At 58.6% G+C, this 16,194-nt stretch carries 15 protein-coding genes; 5 read left to right on the plus strand and 10 right to left on the minus strand.

Features of this window, described 5'->3' with window-relative positions:
- The 4 genes from FIU92_RS02985 to FIU92_RS03000 are packed head-to-tail and all read left to right on the plus strand — an operon-like array spanning window position 1 to window position 4,309.
- Complete coding sequence (locus FIU92_RS02985) at window positions 1–1,545, plus strand: trimethylamine methyltransferase family protein (RefSeq protein ID WP_152457142.1); 1,545 nt, start codon at window positions 1–3, stop codon at window positions 1,543–1,545.
- Complete coding sequence (locus tag FIU92_RS02990; protein WP_152457143.1) at window positions 1,546–2,220, plus strand: TetR/AcrR family transcriptional regulator; 675 nt, start codon at window positions 1,546–1,548, stop codon at window positions 2,218–2,220.
- Entirely contained in the window at window positions 2,217–3,521 is a 1,305-nt protein-coding gene (locus FIU92_RS02995) for an FAD-binding oxidoreductase (protein ID WP_152457144.1), read from the plus strand. The genes FIU92_RS02990 and FIU92_RS02995 overlap by 4 nt, the downstream gene beginning before the upstream one ends.
- Window positions 3,522–3,577: 56 nt before the next feature.
- Window positions 3,578–4,309, plus strand: a complete 732-nt coding sequence (locus FIU92_RS03000; protein ID WP_152457145.1) for a hypothetical protein — start codon at window positions 3,578–3,580, stop codon at window positions 4,307–4,309.
- Window positions 4,310–4,315: 6 nt separating this feature from the next.
- Here FIU92_RS03000 and FIU92_RS03005 read toward each other — a convergent pair whose 3' ends face one another.
- The gene (locus tag FIU92_RS03005; protein ID WP_371419740.1) at window positions 4,316–4,678 is read right to left on the minus strand and encodes a DUF3307 domain-containing protein; all 363 of its coding nucleotides are present in this window, start codon (window positions 4,676–4,678) and stop codon (window positions 4,316–4,318) included.
- Between the two features lie 244 nt (window positions 4,679–4,922).
- Here FIU92_RS03005 and FIU92_RS03010 point away from each other — a divergent pair, with 244 nt between their 5' ends.
- Entirely contained in the window at window positions 4,923–7,919 is a 2,997-nt protein-coding gene (locus tag FIU92_RS03010; protein WP_172978520.1) for a cyclic nucleotide-binding domain-containing protein, read from the plus strand.
- 3 nt (window positions 7,920–7,922) lie between these two features.
- Here the strand turns inward: FIU92_RS03010 and FIU92_RS03015 are convergent, their stop codons facing one another.
- The 9 genes from FIU92_RS03015 to FIU92_RS03055 form a co-directional block, all read right to left on the minus strand.
- Entirely contained in the window at window positions 7,923–8,210 is a 288-nt protein-coding gene (locus tag FIU92_RS03015) for a helix-turn-helix transcriptional regulator (protein WP_152459822.1), read from the minus strand.
- A gap of 111 nt (window positions 8,211–8,321) precedes the next feature.
- Window positions 8,322–9,554, minus strand: a complete 1,233-nt coding sequence (locus tag FIU92_RS03020; RefSeq protein WP_152457147.1) for a mandelate racemase/muconate lactonizing enzyme family protein — start codon at window positions 9,552–9,554, stop codon at window positions 8,322–8,324.
- Window positions 9,555–9,573: 19 nt separating this feature from the next.
- Entirely contained in the window at window positions 9,574–10,668 is a 1,095-nt protein-coding gene (locus tag FIU92_RS03025; protein ID WP_152457148.1) for a Zn-dependent alcohol dehydrogenase, read from the minus strand.
- An 82-nt stretch (window positions 10,669–10,750) separates the two neighbouring features.
- On the minus strand, window positions 10,751–11,950 hold the full coding sequence (locus FIU92_RS03030) for a TCR/Tet family MFS transporter (protein ID WP_152457149.1): 1,200 nt from the start codon (window positions 11,948–11,950) through the stop codon (window positions 10,751–10,753).
- A 100-nt stretch (window positions 11,951–12,050) separates the two neighbouring features.
- The gene (locus tag FIU92_RS03035) at window positions 12,051–12,764 is read right to left on the minus strand and encodes an alpha/beta fold hydrolase (protein WP_152457150.1); all 714 of its coding nucleotides are present in this window, start codon (window positions 12,762–12,764) and stop codon (window positions 12,051–12,053) included.
- A 12-nt stretch (window positions 12,765–12,776) separates the two neighbouring features.
- Window positions 12,777–13,565, minus strand: coding sequence for a 3-oxoadipate enol-lactonase (gene pcaD, locus FIU92_RS03040; RefSeq protein ID WP_152459823.1), 789 nt, complete (start codon window positions 13,563–13,565; stop codon window positions 12,777–12,779).
- A gap of 59 nt (window positions 13,566–13,624) precedes the next feature.
- Window positions 13,625–14,599 (minus strand): threonine/serine dehydratase, encoded by a 975-nt coding sequence (locus tag FIU92_RS03045; protein WP_152457151.1) that lies wholly within the window; start codon window positions 14,597–14,599, stop codon window positions 13,625–13,627.
- Entirely contained in the window at window positions 14,596–15,426 is an 831-nt protein-coding gene (locus FIU92_RS03050) for an alpha/beta fold hydrolase (protein ID WP_152457152.1), read from the minus strand. Before FIU92_RS03050 ends, FIU92_RS03045 begins: the two co-directional genes overlap by 4 nt.
- The gene (locus FIU92_RS03055) at window positions 15,426–16,112 is read right to left on the minus strand and encodes a haloacid dehalogenase type II (protein ID WP_152457153.1); all 687 of its coding nucleotides are present in this window, start codon (window positions 16,110–16,112) and stop codon (window positions 15,426–15,428) included. Before FIU92_RS03055 ends, FIU92_RS03050 begins: the two co-directional genes overlap by 1 nt.
- Window positions 16,113–16,194 lie beyond the last annotated feature (82 nt).

Here is a 16,194-nt window from a genome sequence, read left to right on the forward strand (position 1 = left end):
ATGACTGCTGCAGAGCGCGGGCGCCGACGGCGGGGGCGGGGGGCTGAAGCCGCCCCGCAGCCCGGTCGCGATGTGAACTATCGCCAGCTCAGGAACCCTTTCCCACATATGGAAGTGTTCCCGGCCGATCAGATCGCGGATATGCATGACACCGCCTTGCGGACACTGGAAGAGTTGGGGGTAAAGACCCTGCTGCCCGAGGCGCGGAAACTGTTCAAACAGGGCGGCGCGCGGGTGGATGAAGACACTGAGATGGTGTTTATCGGGCGCGAGATGGTTGAAGCCGCAGTCGCGTCAGCGCCCAAATCCATCGCCTGTCGCGCCGGCTCGCGGCGTCGCGATTTTACTCTCGAACTGGGCTCGCTGGTGTTTCAACCCGGAGCCGGCGCGCCGAACGCAACCGATCTTGAACGTGGTCGGCGCCCGGCGACAGGTCAGGATTATCTGGAGTTTCTGAAGCTCACGCATCATTTCGACGTGTTCCAGATGATTTCGCCACAGGTCGAGCCGCAGGATGTGCCGACCCATCTGCGTCATTACTTCACGACTCGGGCGCAGATGGAACTGACGGACAAGTTTCCGTTCTTCTTCTCGCGCGGGACGCCGCAGGTGATGGACTGTTTTGAGATGCTGACCACGGCACGCGGTCTTTCGGATGATGCGTTCCGGGGCAACGCGCATTGCTATACGATCATCAACACCAACAGCCCGCGCACATTGGATATCCCGATGGCGCAAGGTCTGATCGACTTTGCCCGCCACGGTCAGATGTCGATCATCACACCCTTTACCCTGATGGGCGCGATGGCGCCGATCACCGTGGCCGGGGCGATCACCTTGTCTCATGCCGAGGCCCTTGCCGCGCTGACTTTGACCCAACTTGCCAATCCTGGTGCGCCGGTCTGTTATGGCACGTTCACCAGTAACGTGGACATGAAGTCCGGCGCGCCCGCCTTTGGGACACCGTCGCACTTTCAGGCATCACTGGCTGCGGGCCAACTGGCGCGGCATCTTGGTTTGCCCTGGCGGTCGGCTGCCGGATCGGCGTCAAACACAAACGACGTACAGGCCGCAAACGAGAACCAGTTTGGCCTTTGGGGATGCCTTATGGCCGGTGCAACGGTGATCATCCACTCCGCAGGCTGGTTGGAAGGCGGGTTGACGGTTTCCTTCGAAAAGCTGGTCTGCGATGCGGAAGTGCTGAATATGGTCGCCGAACTGTGCGCGGGCGTTCAGGCAGGGCCGTCCGAGATCGGGTTTGAAACTGCATTGAGTGAGGTTGAACCCAGTGGCCACTTCTTTGCATCAAGCCAGACGATGGAGCGCTATAATACTGAGTTCTATCAACCGCATGTCCATGACTACGCCAATTTCGGCACCTGGGCCGAACGCGGGTCTGTGGACGCAAACCATCGGGCAACGGATGTTTGGAAAGGCATTCTGAACGACTTCCAGGCGCCCGCTGTCGACAATGATCGGACAGGTGATTTACATGAGTTCATTGCCCGTCGTACCGCCGAGGGCGGGGCACCGCCGGAGAGTTGAATGAGCCCGAAACCGATCCTTCATCGCGATGACCCCGAGGCCGAACCATTGATCGGCAACATCAAGGTCACGCGTGACGACTGGCTGAACGTGGCAATGGATGTGCTGATTTCGGACGGGGTGGACCAGATCAAGGTCCTGAACCTGGCCGAACGGATGGCAGTATCGCGGTCGTCGTTCTATTGGTACTTCAAATCCCGGCAAGAGTTGCTGGATGCATTGCTGGCGCGCTGGCAGGCCACCAACACCGCCGCCTTGGTCGCGCAGGCCGAAGCACCGGCCGAGACGATAACGGCGGCCGTCTGCAACGTTCACCGGTGCGTGGTGAACACCGATCTGTTCGATACTGCGCTGGATTTTGCGGTACGTGACTGGGCGCGAAAATCAGGCAAGGTGCGGCGTATGCTGGATCAGTCGGACGCCCGCAGGCTGGAAGCGCTGCACGCCATGTTCGCCCGCTACGGCTATTCCGAGATCGAAGCGGAAACCCGGGCGCGCGTGCTGTATTACATGCAGATCGGTTATGATCTGGCGCAATTGAATGAACCTATCGAAATGCGGCTGTCGATGGTGCCGCATTACCTCTACGCCTTCACAGGCGTCGAGCCGAAACCCGAGGAAGTTGAAGAATTCAGCGCGTATTCCCTGCGCTTTTGGAAAGGAAACCAGACATGAGCCAACCAGACGCAATCATCATTGGAACTGGCGTGATCGGCGCGGCCATTGCGTTCGAGATGTCCAAAGCGGGATGGAAAACCCTGTCTTTGGACCGGAATTCTCAGGTCGGGCACGGTTCTACCGCGGGGTCCTGCGCGATTATCCGGATGCATTATTCCACATTCGATGGAACCGCGTTTGCCTGGGAAGGCTACCACTACTGGCGTGACTGGGCCGAGTATCTTGGCTTGCCGGAAGACGCCAACCTTGCGCAGTTCCGCGAAACCGGCTGTCTGGTCATGAAAACCGAGGCGAACGGGATGCTGGAAAAGCACATGCGCAATTCGTCCGAGCTGGATTGCCCGTTCGAGGAATGGTCAGATGAAAAAGTGCTGGAACGCTTGCCGGTCTATTCGCTGGACAGCTTTGCTCCCGCACGACGAATGGACGATCCTGAATTCGGCCAACCCAACGGACGCAAAATGACGGGCGGGGTGTACTGGCCTCAAGCGGGTTATGTCACCGACCCGGCCCTGTCGGCCCAGAACCTTATGGATGCCGCGAAACTGCATGGGGCCGAGGTGCGCACCGGCGCTGAAGTCACGGAAATCCTGACCGAGGGCGGGCGCGTTTCCGGCGTCAAGCTGGCCTCGGGCGAGGAAATCCACGCCAAGGTTGTGGTCAATGTGGCAGGACCTGGTTCGTCCATCATCAACAAGATGGCCGGCGTTCTGGACGATATGACCATCAAAACCCGGCCCTTGCGGCAAGAGGTCGTGCACGTTCCAGCCCCTGAAGGGTTCGATTTTGAACACGACGGAACCATCGTTTCGGACAGTGACATTGCCTGCTATTGCCGCCCGGAACACGGCAATCACATCCTTGTCGGATCTGAGGATCCGGAATGTGATCCGCATCAGTGGTGCGAGGACGATGTGAACTACAATCGTGAATTCACCGATCAATGGACCACGCAGGCCATGCGGTATGCGCAGCGTGTGCCCAGCCTTGGCATTCCATCAAAAACGCGGGGTGTGGTTGACCTGTATGATGCGTCGACCGACTGGATTCCGATCTATGACAAGTCCAGCCTGCCGGGGTTCTACATGGCTTGTGGTTCAAGCGGAAACCAGTACAAGAATGCGCCGATTGCGGGCAAGATGATGGCGTCACTGATCGGTTACTGTGAAGGTGGCGCCGATCACGACGCGAAACCGTTGCAGTTCGAATTGCCATATATCAAGCGGACAATCGACGTGGGCTTCTACTCGCGCAAACGCCCAATCAATGAGGAAAGCAGTTTCTCGGTTCTGGGCTAGTCGCGTTTCGCAAACGGTCTATGTCGTGTGTGGCTGTCAACAAGCCCGGCCCTGACATGACCGACCGAAAGACAACCGTATTGATCCTTGGCAGCGCCCCATCGGCGCTGGAGGCGCGGGCATGGTCGCGCGCGCCTTTCACGCATATCGTCGCCATCAACAACGCGTGGCGCATCCGAGAAGACTGGGATTACCTGATCCACCCCGAAGACTTCCCGGCAGAGCGCCGCCCTGGAAAAGTTTTTGGCACTCAACACATAGTCACTGCCGACGAATACGTCCCAAGACAGAATGACTATGGCGGGTTCGTCTATGCCGGCGGAACGATGGCTTTCACGGCAGGCTATTGGGCTTTGTCAGCCCTGAAGCCGGATGTTCTGGCTTTTTCCGGTTGCGACATGATGTATTCAGGATCGGGACGAACACATTTTTACGGAAATGGCACTGCGGACCCTTTGCGAGAGGACGTGACACTGCGTTCGCTTGAAGCGAAGGCCGCCCGACTGGGACTTTACGCAGCCGCTCAGGGGTGCAGAACCGTACGGTTGTCCAGCGCGCCAAGCCGGCTGGTGTTTCCATCCGTCAACATATCTGACCTGACGGCCGCACCGCTTCCCGATATTGCAGCCATGCACAGTGTGCAGCGAATGGAAGATGATCTTGGATATTATGTAGCCTCTGGTCGGTATTGGGAAGTTGAACACCGGTTCGACCCTGCTGCGATTGACGCATTGGATCGGATGTGGCTAAGGGCCTATCGGCTTGCCGTATCGGAGAACGCGGCCTGACACCGTTCAGGCGGCGGCGAAAGTAACCCAGGCCCAAACCATCGCAACATAAGTTAGGTTGTGCATCAACTGATCCAAACCTGCAGCGCGCCAAAAAGCGGGTTGCGTTGGCTCAAGTCGTTTTTTGTCTGAATAGCTGGCCTTGATGAAATCGATATTGAAATGGATGAACCATTCCAGCGCCCCGACAATCAGAATAAAAGACAACGGCGCGCCGAACACCAAAAAAACGACGACAGAACCCACAACATGCACAGCGGCATGTTGCGCGCGTCCCAAGTGAAAATACTCACCCCGACCGGAAAGCATCTTCGGTGTCTGGAGGTAGTAGTCAGCGAACATATGCTTGATCAGCAAAAGACAAAGCATAAGAAACACTGCGCCAATACTGGCAGTCAAAAGAACCCTCCCGATATCGTTCTGACGCCAACATTAGGCAATAAAACGGGCACGCGTAAATGAACTAGTTCACATTCGGTCAAGAAATTTTCCAAAAGGGAAAAATTTGCTTATCCTGTCTGGATGATATTTGATTCATGCTGTTGAAATTGCATGCATTGCGTTTAATCCACGTCGAAGGTCAGCAGCAGGGGCAGGTTCCATAGAACGCACAATTTTCCGCTTTATCTGGAAATACTCCAAGCGCGAACAGCTGATCCTGCTGGCCGTGACGGCGACGCTGTTTCCTTTGCTGTACCTCACACTTGAGTTGCCAAAACGAATAATCAATGACGCGATCGGGTCGTCCACCTCTGAGGTGACGATCTGGGGCTATTCCATGTCGCAGACCAGTTTTCTGGTCGTTCTGTGCTTTGCCTTTCTGGCGGCCGTGCTGTGCCACGGCCTGATGAAAATGCGCATCAACACCATGAAGGGCGTGCTGAGTGAACGGATGCTGCGGCGCTTTCGCTATCAGTTGATCAGCCGGGCGCTGCGCTTTCCTCAACCCTATTTCGAGCGTGTAAGCCAAGGTGAAATGGTGTCAATGATCACCGCCGAAAGCGAGCCGATGGGCGGCCTGATGGGCGATGCGATCAGCCAGCCGGTTCTTCAGGCCGGCCAAATGATCACCATACTTTCCTTCCTGTTCCTGCAAAGTGTCTGGTTCGGGCTGGCCGCGGTGGCGCTGATACCCTTGCAGGCCTGGTTGATCCCCAAGCTGCAACGCCAGATCAATCTGCTGAACAAAAAACGCATTCAGGAGGTTCGGGTTCTGGCGGCGCAGATCGGCGAGAACGCAGCGGGCGCGTCCACCCTGCGGACCAATGGCGGCTGGCGTTTTCGCCGGTCGATGATCTCAGAGCAATTGGGACGCCTGTTCGGCATCCGTTTCGAGATCTATCAAAAGAAGTTTTTCATGAAATTCCTGAACAACTTCATCTCGCAGCTTACACCGTTCATGTTCTATCTGGTTGGTGGTCTGTTGGTGCTTCAGGGCTCGGTTTCGCTGGGGGCGCTGGTTGCCGCATTGGCTGCGTACAAGGATCTCAGCTCACCTTGGAAGGAACTGCTGACCTATTACAACCAGACCCAGGACATGTCGCTGCGCTGGGATGTGGTTCTTGACCGTTTTGCCCCGGCCGGAATGCATGATGAAACCTTGTTCAAAGGTGAACCTACCGAGTGGCCGCACCTGAACGGCGACATCGTGCTGGATCACGTTTCGGTGCGCGACATGGATGGCAATCAGGTGCTTGATGATCTGGACCTCAGTTTTCCTGCCGGAAAGACAATTGGGATCGCCGCCCCCAGCGAGGAAGATCGACGCGCCATCGGCGAATTGCTGACACGGGAAATACGTCCAAGTGCTGGCCAGGTTCGGATCGGGGATCTGAAACTGGCCGAGGTGCATCAGGCGGTTGTCGCCGCGCGTATCGGGTATGTCACATCACGCCCTGTCATGTTTCAGGGTACGCTGGGCGACAACGTGATGATGCCGATGCGGTTCAAACCGCTGACTGACCCGCCGGACGATCCGGATTTTCTTGAAACTCTGAGGGCGGGCAACAGTGCCGATCCGTTCAGGGCGGAATGGCTGGACCCAACTCTGGCCGGCTTTCAGGACGCCGCAGAACTGCGTGCCTGGTGGTTGCAGTTGATTGATGGAATGGGGTTTGGCGCAGCGCTGTTCCAACGAGGCGCCGAGCAGAGTTTCGATGCGGCCGAGCATTGTGAATTGGCAAAGAAACTGATCGAGCTGCGCCCGGTCGTGCAGCAGGCCGTTCGGGAGGCCGGGCTGGAACAACAGGCGCTTGTCTTTGACCGGAACACCTACAACGCGGCCCTGCCTGTGGCTGAAAATCTGCTTTTCGCAACGCCACGTGTTCCTGTGACACAAGCTTTGCTTGCGCAGCAAAAGGTCTTTCTCGGACAGTTGCGTGAACTGGGGCTGGACGAGACATTGATCGCGTTGACCCGCGATGTGATCGACATGCTGCGCCAGATCTTCGGGATCGATGGAACCGACCACCCGTTGTTCCAAAAGCTGGGTCTTGATGCAAAAACCTATGAAATTGCGGTGGATCTGGTGGACCAGACCCGCAAAGAAGGTTCGGACGGGCTGGATGACGAACAGCTTGCCAACATGTTGGCGGTGCCATTCGTGATCTCTGCCGAGCAGATCGGGCCTGCGTTCACGGATGAACTGAAGGATCGCATCCTCGAACTCCGGAACAGCCATTCCGAGAAACTGATGGAGCGTTTGCAAGACGTCTTCGTCCCATTGGATCCGAACGTCTTTGCGCCCGGATTGACGGTCATGGAAAATGCGCTGTTCGGAAAAGTCAGCCAGATCGGCGGTTCCCGTTCGGACGAAGCCCGCAAGGTGATTGTCGATGTGCTGGCTGAAAACGGCGCGCGCCCATTGGTCACAGAGCTGATCTATGATGTGCAGGTTGCTTTGGGCGGTCAGAATCTTCCGGCGGTATTTGCCGAACCCTTGGCCTTTACCCGTGCGACGATCAAGAAACCTGACATCCTGATTCTGGAAAATGCGCTGGCCAGCTATGACATGAAAACGCAGGTGGCGGTCTATAAACGGCTCCGTGAACTGCTGCCGGACACCACCGTCGTCTATCTGAATGATCAGTTCGAAAACCCCGGTGCATTCGACATGTATGTAGAAATCCGGCAAGGTCGTGTGGTCTCGGACGGAGGGCCTGTGGAGGTGGAGGAAGACAGTGCGGCATCGGCGGATTTGACGCGGAAACTGCGCGCCTTGGAGCAAACCCCCTTGTTTTCGGGTCTGGATCGGCGTCAGCTGCGCCTGCTGGCCTTTGGCGCGCGCTGGTTTGATGCCGAGCCGGGGCAGGTGGTGTTCTTGAAAGATGACCAACCCACCGACGGTGCCTATGTGGTGCTGGAGGGCGAAGCAGGTCTGTACCTGCCGCAAGAACAGGGGCCTGACCAATTGATCACCAAAGTCGGGCCTGGTGCTTTGGTCGGAGAGTTGGGCCTGATCAGAAAAGAACCGCGTGCGCTGAGCATGGTGGCGGAAACCCAGCTTTCCTGCCTGCGGATCGGAGAAGAAGAATTCCTTGCCGTTGTGGAAAACGATGCGGCGACCGCATTCAAGCTGTTGCAGGTGATCGCCGGCTATGTGTCCAATTAGCGATCAGCAGTCCGTGTTGCAGAACAAATCATAAAGCAGATGGATCATTTTTTCCGTGGCTCCGTCGCGCAATGAATAATAGATCGTTTTGCCTTCCCGACGCGTCGAGACCAACTCTTCCTCGCGCAGGCGCGCCAGCATCTGGCTGACTGCGGCCTGCCGCAGCTGAAGCAGCTCTTCAAGTTGGCCGACGGATTTTTCACCACCGCCAAGATGGCACAAGATCATCAGGCGCCCTTCGTGCGCCAGTGTTTTAAGAAATGCAGCCGCGCGTGCAGCATTGTCTTTCATGTCCGGCAGAGCGTCTGTTGGGTGTGCCTGAGGTTCGGTTTCGTTGAGTGCCACTTTCTGACCGTCATATCGCGTTTGTGCTGCCAATATGCATCAAGGCCATTGATATTGTCACCCCTCGGTTGCCGGGGCGCCCCCTTGAAAAGCGTTGCCTTCAACGTAATCGCATGGGTCTTCCTGCATTTGCAGATGCAAACCGTCTCCGTCATATGGGTGCGCGCGGGCGAGGTCTTCATCGACATCGATCCCAAGGCCCGGAGCATCCGGGGCGGCGACAAAGCCATTCTCCACCCGGATCGAGCCCTTGATCAGTTGATCGTGGAAAGGTGTTTCGATGGTTTCCAGAAGCAGCAGGTTGGGAATGGACGCCGCCAGATGAATATTGGCGGCCCATTCCACCGGGCCGGCATAGAGGTGCGGTGCCATCTGCGCGTTGAAGACCTCGGCCATGGCGGCGACTTTCTTCATCTCCCAGATTCCGCCTGCGCGTCCCAGGGCCGGTTGCAGGATTTCGGCGGCTCCGGCGCGCAGGACGGCTCCGAATTCGGCCTTTGTGGTCATCCGCTCTCCGGTTGCAACCGGAATGCGTACATTGCGCGCGACGCGGGCCATGTCTTCGATATTGTCCGGCGGCGTAGGTTCTTCGAACCACAGGGGTTGGTATGGTTCCAACGCCTGCCCCAGGCGAATTGCACCGGCTGTGTTGAACTGGCCATGGGTACCGAACAGCAGATCGGCCCTGTCCCCCGCGGCCTCGCGGATCGCCTTGCAGAAGGCGACGGACATGGAAATGTCGTTCATCGCGGGCATGTGCCCGCCGCGGATGGTATAGGGGCCTGCAGGGTCGAATTTCACGGCGGTGTAGCCACGGCTTACCATTTCCGCCGCCGTTTCACCGGCCTGTTCGGCAGAGGTCCAGAAGTCGTTCAGGTTGTGCTGGGGCAGGGGGTACAGGTAAGTATAGGCCCGGATCCGGTCATTCATCCTGCCGCCCAGCAGCGCATGGACCGGCCTGTCGCGATCTTTGCCCAGAATGTCCCAGCAGGCGATTTCCAACCCCGAGAATGCGCCCATCACCGTCAGGTCCGGGCGCTGCGTAAAGCCGCTGGAATAGGCGCGGCGGAACATGAGTTCAATGTTTTCGGGGTTTTCTCCCAACATATGCCGGTCGAACACGTCCTGAATGACATGCCGCATCGCTTCGGGGCCCACGGACGAGGCATAACACTCACCCCATCCCGTGATGCCGGTATCGGTCGTCACTTTGACAAGTATCCAGTATCGCCCTCCCCAGCCAGGAGCGGGCGGGGCGGTGACGATGACGTCTAGATCCTGAAGTTTCATCCCAAATCCTTTCGGTGGGTCAGGTCCTGTCGAACAGGATCACATTTCGCTTGGCCGATCCGGTTTTGGTGTCGGCGATGGCCTCGTTGATCTGATCCAGAGACCAGCGGCCCGAGATCAGCTCGTCCAGTTTCAACCGCCCCTGCTTATACAGGTCCACCATCCAAGGTATGTCGCGCTGAATGACCACGTCGCCCATTTTCGACCCGACGACACCCTGACCCAGGGCTGCCAATACAACGGGTTCATAGCTGGCCATGTCACCGGAATGTGGCATCCCGATCATGATCGCCTTGCCGCCGCGCCCAAGATAGCGCGGAGCCTGATCATAAGCGGGAACCGCGCCGACAGTGATCAGAACGGCATCGGCACCGCGCCCCCCCAGCGCCCTGTATGCGGCTTTCCAAGGTTGATCCAAGCTGGCCAGGACGCCGTGGGTTGCGCCGAACTCTTTGGCGATCTCAAGCTTTTCTTCGGTCATGTCCACGGCCACGATCCGCCGGGCGCCTGCAATCCGCGCGCCTTGAATTGCGTTCAGGCCTACACCGCCCGCCCCAATGACCACCACGTCCTGACCGGGGCGCACGCCTGCCGCATTCACCGCAGCGCCGACCCCGGTGATCACACCGCAGGACAGCAGGCTGGCCAGTTCCTTGGGCAGGTCATCCGGGATTTTGACGATCTGGCGGTGGCTTACCACGACCTTTTCGGCAAAGGCCCCGCATGCCATCGCCTGTTCGAGCGGGCCGCCATCGCCTGTTTTCAACGGACCTTTGACAGTGTCGTAGGGTGTTTCGCAAATTGTCGGTTGCCCGCCTGCGCAGGCAGGGCAAGACCCGCAGGCGCGGATCAGGGTCACCACCACAGGGTCGCCGACCTTGAAATCCCCGGCCGCCTCTCCGACTGCTGTGATCACGCCTGCGGCTTCGTGCCCATAAACGGCTGGCAGGAACCCTCCCCATGCGCCTTCGGCATAGGAAATGTCCGAATGGCAGATGGCCACGGCATCCAGTGTCACCTCGACCTCGCCCGTGCCAGGGGGGGCCAGATGAACGTCTTCGATCACCAGTGGCTCGCCAAATGCCCGGCAGACTGCGGCTTTGATTTTTTGCATGTTGTCCCTCACTCCCGTTGGGTTCACGGTGGCGCGGGAAAAGGCGGCTCGCAAGGCAGAAACCGCCATTTGCGTGTCGTTGTTACGCTACGACAGGCCGGGACCGTCTAAACAGAAGGAACCCTGCCAGCATCAACAAAAGTGCCAGTAGAAAAGGGGCGCCGGGCAGGTAGAGCGGGGTGTCAGGTCGAATGAACTGCGCGAATACGCTGGTCATCACCAACGGTGAGATCACCATCGAAAGCGCATGCAACGCAGTCAGGACACCTTGCAATTCGCCTTGCTGCGAATCTGGTGTGGCCCGTGACATCATCGCCTGAAGGGCGGGCGTGATGACGGCCCCAATGGCGGTAATCGGAATGAGAAGCAGTGCGATCAGGCCGTTGGTCAGAAAGGCCAGAATGGCGAAGCTCATGATTTCAAAGATCATGCCATAGATGATTGTTGCCCGCTCGCCCAAAAGCCGGATGGCCGGGCGGATCAGACCGCCTTGCACGACGGCCATGCCGATACCATAGATTCCAAGCGACAGGCCGATCATCTGCGCGGACCAACCGAAGCGCTCGGTCGTGAAATAGGACCAGATGGCCGGATAGACGTAGATTGAAACCGAATACAGGAAATAGACCCACAGCATCGGCCGGATGCCGGGCAATGACGCTATGGCGCGAAGCGAGTTCACCGGATTTGCGCGTCGCAAGTTGAAGGCACGCCTGTTTTCATTGGTCACCGTTTCCGGCATCACGAAACATCCGATGCAGAAGGTCAGCGCCGCCAAACCCGCCGCGGCCCAGAATGGTGCGCGGGTTCCAAATTCGCTCAGCAATCCGCCGATCACCGGACCCAGAACGAACCCCACGCCAAATGCCGCGCCCAAAAGGCCGAAATTTGCGGCCTTGTCTCTTGGGGCGGACACATCGGCCATGAAAGCCGCCGCTGTCGAATGGGTGGCCGCCGTGATGCCGCCGACGATACGTCCGACCAGCAAAAGCCAGATGCTGCCCGCCATGGCCATGACGACGTAGTCCAGCGCCATGACGAACAAGGACACCAGCAATACCGTTCTGCGCCCGTAAGCATCGGACAGATTTCCCAGAATGGGGCCGAAGATGAATTGCATCGCGGCAAACGCAGTACTCAGCACGCCGCCCCAGATCGCCGCATTGGCCAGGGTGCCGCCCTGAACCTCGACGATCAGTTGCGGCATGATCGGCATCACAAGACCAATGCCCATAGCATCGATCATGACGATGCCGAGGATGAAGAAAAACGGCAGACGCATGGGACATGAACAAATGAGTTGTGAGCGGCACCCTAGTCATGCACGACGAATGAGGAAAGAGACAGTTCCGCCGGACACCCCATGTCGTTGCGGCAGGTTGCTAGAGTTTGCCCGCCAGTCCGGACAGAAGCTCAGCCAATTCCTGCGGATGTGAAAAAAACGGCGAATGCGAGCTGTCGATTGTACGTCGAAGATTTTCGGGGACGCAGGCGCTCATGTCTGCCTGGTACTCGGTCGGTATCGTGTGGTCGTCGGTTGTTCGGATATAGGCCTTGGGAACTTTGGCAAAGCGCGGACCGACAGGCAGCGGTGTTTCTTGTGGCAGGATGGCTTGCGGACACAGGCGCGCGTATGCGTATGGCAGGACGTCGTCCGGGCAATCGTGATAAAACAGCTGTGGGATCGCATCCACGGACACGGTATAGGAAAGCCCGTCCGCAGATTTTTCCACTGCGTGCGCAATGGTTTGCCGCGGCCCGCGCCTGCGCATTTCCGCCATCGAAAGACCATCCCGGGGGACATAGGCACACAGGTAAATCAAAGCGCGCATTGCATCCGGGCGCGCCTCGGCCGCTGCGCTGATCGGAAAGCCGGCCCAGGAATGGCCGACGACGATCGTATCGGGTGTACAGGCGTTCAAAATGGCATCGCGGCAACTGTCCAGCGTGACGTCGGCCACCGGCGTGGGGTCTGCACCATGGCTGGGCATGTCGATGGCGCGGGCGGTATGGCCCAGGGCTTCCAAAGCGGGGATCAGGTCGCGCCAGCACCAGGCGCCGTGACACGAGCCATGGACCAACAGGAAGGACGCCATTGTCATTCTCCTTCAGACATGTCCGATTTCGGTCAGAAATCCGGTCAGGATCTCTGCGTATTCCGCGGGATTCTCAACGCAAGGCAAATGTCCTGCGCGGCGGATCAGCCGAAATCGGGATCCGGGAACAAGATCAATCGTTTCCCGCACCAGATCGGGCGGGGTCGATCCGTCTTCGCTGCCCGCAATCCCAAGCGTGGGCAGGCGCAGGCCGCTTGTGGGGGTAAAAAAGTCGGTACCGGCAATGGCAGCACAGCAGCCCAGATACCCTTCGACTGGTTGGCTGACCATCATATCGCGCCAGGGCAGGTGATTTTGGGCGCGGCGGAATTCGCGCGAGAACCAACGCTCCATCGTGGCATCGGCCAGAGTCTCGATCCCGCCCTTTCGCACCGCCTGAATACGCTCTTGCCAGATCGAAGGCGTGGCGATCTTGGCAGCGGTGTTCGACAGCACCAGCGCACGAATCTGGTCCATGCGTTTGACCGCCAGCCCCTGCGCGATCATCCCGCCAATCGAGAGACCGACAAAGACGCAATCGCGAACCTGAAGGTGATCCAGCAGCGCCTCGGCATCCCGCACCAAAGCGCCCATCGAATAGGGTGCAGGGGGCACCGAGGATTGCCCGTGCCCACGTTTGTCATACCGGATGACGTGCAGCCCGTCGGGCATGTATGGCAGCACCGCGTCCCAGAGATGCAGGTCGGTTCCCAAGGAATTGGCAAACACAATGGGTGCACCGTCCGTGGGGCCGTCGATGCGATAGTTCAGTTTCACGTCGCCCAGATCAGCGATCATCATGACAAAGGTCCTTGTCGTCATGCGGTCCTGATGCAATTTGCACAGCTTTCGCACCCATGTCAGGTCAGGAATTCCAACGCCTTAGCAAATATTCCCGGATCGACATTCCCGCCCGATGTGACGACGATCACGTCGTCGCCTTCGATCTCGTCGCCCCGGAAAAGGGCCGCGGCCAGGGCTACGGCGCCGCCGGGTTCCAACACGACTTTAAGGCGCAGAAAGGCATATGCCATGGCCTGCAATGCCTCGTCTTCGGTGACAGAAAGTCCGGGGCCGCAAAGACGGTGAAGGATCGGAAAGGTGATGTCGCCGGGCTGCGGTGTCAGGATCGCATCGCATATGTTACCCGACGCCGCATTGTTGTTTTGAATGCGACCTGACGCCAAGGATCGTTTGACGTCGTCGAACCCTTCCGGCTCACAGGGGCGCGCCCGCAAATTCGGCGCGTGTTTCTCCAGCGCCAGCGCAATGCCCGAGGTCAAACCTCCGCCGCCGCAACAGATCAGAACATCCGCCTGCGAAACCCCAATTTCCGCTGCCTGCCTGGCGATTTCCAGCCCGGTTGTGCCTTGCCCCGCGATGACCTGCGGTTCGTCATAGGGGCGGATCAGGGTCAGACCCCGTTCGGCCGCGATGGCTTCGCCTATTTCCTCCCGTCTTTCATTCGCACGATCGTACAAAACGACTTCGCCGCCCAACGCGCGGGTGTTGTCGATCTTGAGTTGCGGCGCGTCCGACGGCATGACAATGACCGAGGCAATCCCGTGCTTCGCGGCGGCCATCGCAACGCCTTGCGCATGGTTGCCTGATGAATATGCGATCACACCACGCTGGCGTATGCCCTCATCCAGCGCCGAAATGGCCGACCACGCGCCGCGAAACTTGAAACTGCCGGTATGTTGCAGGCATTCCGGTTTGACCCAAATCCGGCGGCCCGCAAGCGTGTCGAGAAAGGGCGACGACAGGATCGGCGTTTCGCGAACGTGTCCTTTCAGCCGCTCTGCGGCGGCTTCGATCATCTCAAATGTGCTCATGCGGCGTTCTTCAATACCTTCTGTATCAGGTCCAGTGATTGGGGTTCGTTCAGGAACGGAACGTGCCCGCGATCCGGTACCTCGACCGAGATCAGGCCCGGGTGTCGGTGCCGCATCTCGGCCAGAGTGTCCGCGCCCAGAACATCGGAATTCGCGCCCCGGATCACACCGGTGGGAATGTCGCGCAAGGCTTCGAAGAACACCCATAGATCAGGGGCTGCCCCGCTTGCAGCTTGTTCAAGAAGCGCCTTGCGCAAGGCTGGATCATATCGCAACTTCAGCCCATCCTTGCGCATTTCATACTGAAATTCTGCCTGTTTGCGCCAGGTTTCCAGTGGAACACCGGGAAATTGCGGCTCCATTATGTGTTTCAATTCGGCGGCGGCTTCATCATAGGTTTTGGCCGTGGGCTGGGCCCCGACGTAGGCCATGATCTTGGCGATACCTGACGGCTCGATAACTGGCCCCACGTCATTCAGAATTACGGCGGCCAGACGTTCGGGGTGGCTTGCGGCCAGCGCCATGGCGATCAGCCCGCCGCGCGATGTGCCCAGAATGACTGCTTTAGCGATCCCCAGATGATCGAGCAGCTCAATCGCGTCATGGGATTCGCGGAAGATATTGTAGTTCATGAAATCGGGGTCGTATTCCGAACGTCCGCGCCCCCTGTAATCCATGGCGATCATGCGCAGGCCCGAGGCATGTGGCGCAAAAAACGAAAAGTCGCGGCTGTTTCGGGTCAGACCGGCCAGACACAAAAGCGGCGTGCCGGTGCCGGACTCTTTGAAATAGATGCGCCTGCCGTCCGTTGTCATGAATTCTGACATCAGAGACCGGCCAGCTTGGGAATCGAGGTCAGATCGGACAGCACATGCGCAGGTGTCCAGGGAAGGCGATCCATGGGTTCACCAATCCGATTGACCCATGCGGTCACAAAACCGTACCCGCTGGCCCCGGCAGCGTCCCAGCCATTCGAACTGACGAACAAGACCTCATCGCGTGCGCAGCCAAACCTGTCTTGCACCAGATCATAGACGCGGGCGTGGGGTTTGAAGACGCCGACGCTTTCGACCGACAGCACATCATCCAATGCATCCCCGATTCCCGCGGATTTCACGGCTCCGTCCAGCATGGGGGGCGACCCGTTGGACAGGATCGCCGTGTGCAGCCCACCATCCTTGAGGGCTTTCAGCATGGCCGGAACTTCGGGATAGGCCTGCAATTCCCAATAGAGATCAAGCAGACGTTGTCGCAGTTCCGGGTTGCCTTGCAGGCCTGCGGCCTCCAGAGCCCAATCCAGCCCGTCCTGGGTGACGTCCCAGAAATCCGCATGCGCATCCGCCACGGCGCGCAGCCACGTGTATTGCAGCTGTTTCAGACGCCAATGCCCCGCAACGGTGGTCCATTTGTCTTTCAGGGCTTCGAAACCCGGCTCGTCTGCCGCCTGTCGGGCAGCCGCGGCGACATCGAACAATGTTCCGTAGGCGTCGAACACACAGGTCGTGATCGCCATATGATCCTCCTTTGATTGCGCGCAGGTTGGCACATCGGCGCAGGGGGTGAAAGAGCCGAGGGTTTACAACATTGTGTCAACC

This window comes from Ruegeria sp. THAF33, assembly GCF_009363615.1.
Taxonomy (GTDB): Bacteria; Pseudomonadota; Alphaproteobacteria; order Rhodobacterales; family Rhodobacteraceae; genus Ruegeria.

Excerpts from the sequence above, each read along its gene's own strand:
- FIU92_RS03035 (WP_152457150.1), bottom strand. The coding sequence starts at position 12,764 with ATGGCGTCCTTCCTGTTGGTCCATGGCTCGTGTCACGGCGCCTGGTGC.
- FIU92_RS03025 (WP_152457148.1), bottom strand. The coding sequence starts at position 10,668 with ATGCAAAAAATCAAAGCCGCAGTCTGCCGGGCATTTGGCGAGCCACTG.
- FIU92_RS03045 (WP_152457151.1), bottom strand. The coding sequence starts at position 14,599 with ATGAGCACATTTGAGATGATCGAAGCCGCCGCAGAGCGGCTGAAAGGA.
- FIU92_RS02995 (WP_152457144.1), top strand. The coding sequence starts at position 2,217 with ATGAGCCAACCAGACGCAATCATCATTGGAACTGGCGTGATCGGCGCG.
- FIU92_RS03015 (WP_152459822.1), bottom strand. The coding sequence starts at position 8,210 with ATGAAAGACAATGCTGCACGCGCGGCTGCATTTCTTAAAACACTGGCG.
- FIU92_RS02990 (WP_152457143.1), top strand. The coding sequence starts at position 1,546 with ATGAGCCCGAAACCGATCCTTCATCGCGATGACCCCGAGGCCGAACCA.
- FIU92_RS02985 (WP_152457142.1), top strand. The coding sequence starts at position 1 with ATGACTGCTGCAGAGCGCGGGCGCCGACGGCGGGGGCGGGGGGCTGAA.
- FIU92_RS03000 (WP_152457145.1), top strand. The coding sequence starts at position 3,578 with ATGACCGACCGAAAGACAACCGTATTGATCCTTGGCAGCGCCCCATCG.
- FIU92_RS03020 (WP_152457147.1), bottom strand. The coding sequence starts at position 9,554 with ATGAAACTTCAGGATCTAGACGTCATCGTCACCGCCCCGCCCGCTCCT.
- FIU92_RS03005 (WP_371419740.1), bottom strand. The coding sequence starts at position 4,678 with ATGCTTTGTCTTTTGCTGATCAAGCATATGTTCGCTGACTACTACCTC.
- FIU92_RS03030 (WP_152457149.1), bottom strand. The coding sequence starts at position 11,950 with ATGCGTCTGCCGTTTTTCTTCATCCTCGGCATCGTCATGATCGATGCT.
- FIU92_RS03050 (WP_152457152.1), bottom strand. The coding sequence starts at position 15,426 with ATGTCAGAATTCATGACAACGGACGGCAGGCGCATCTATTTCAAAGAG.
- pcaD (WP_152459823.1), bottom strand. The coding sequence starts at position 13,565 with ATGATGATCGCTGATCTGGGCGACGTGAAACTGAACTATCGCATCGAC.
- FIU92_RS03055 (WP_152457153.1), bottom strand. The coding sequence starts at position 16,112 with ATGGCGATCACGACCTGTGTGTTCGACGCCTACGGAACATTGTTCGAT.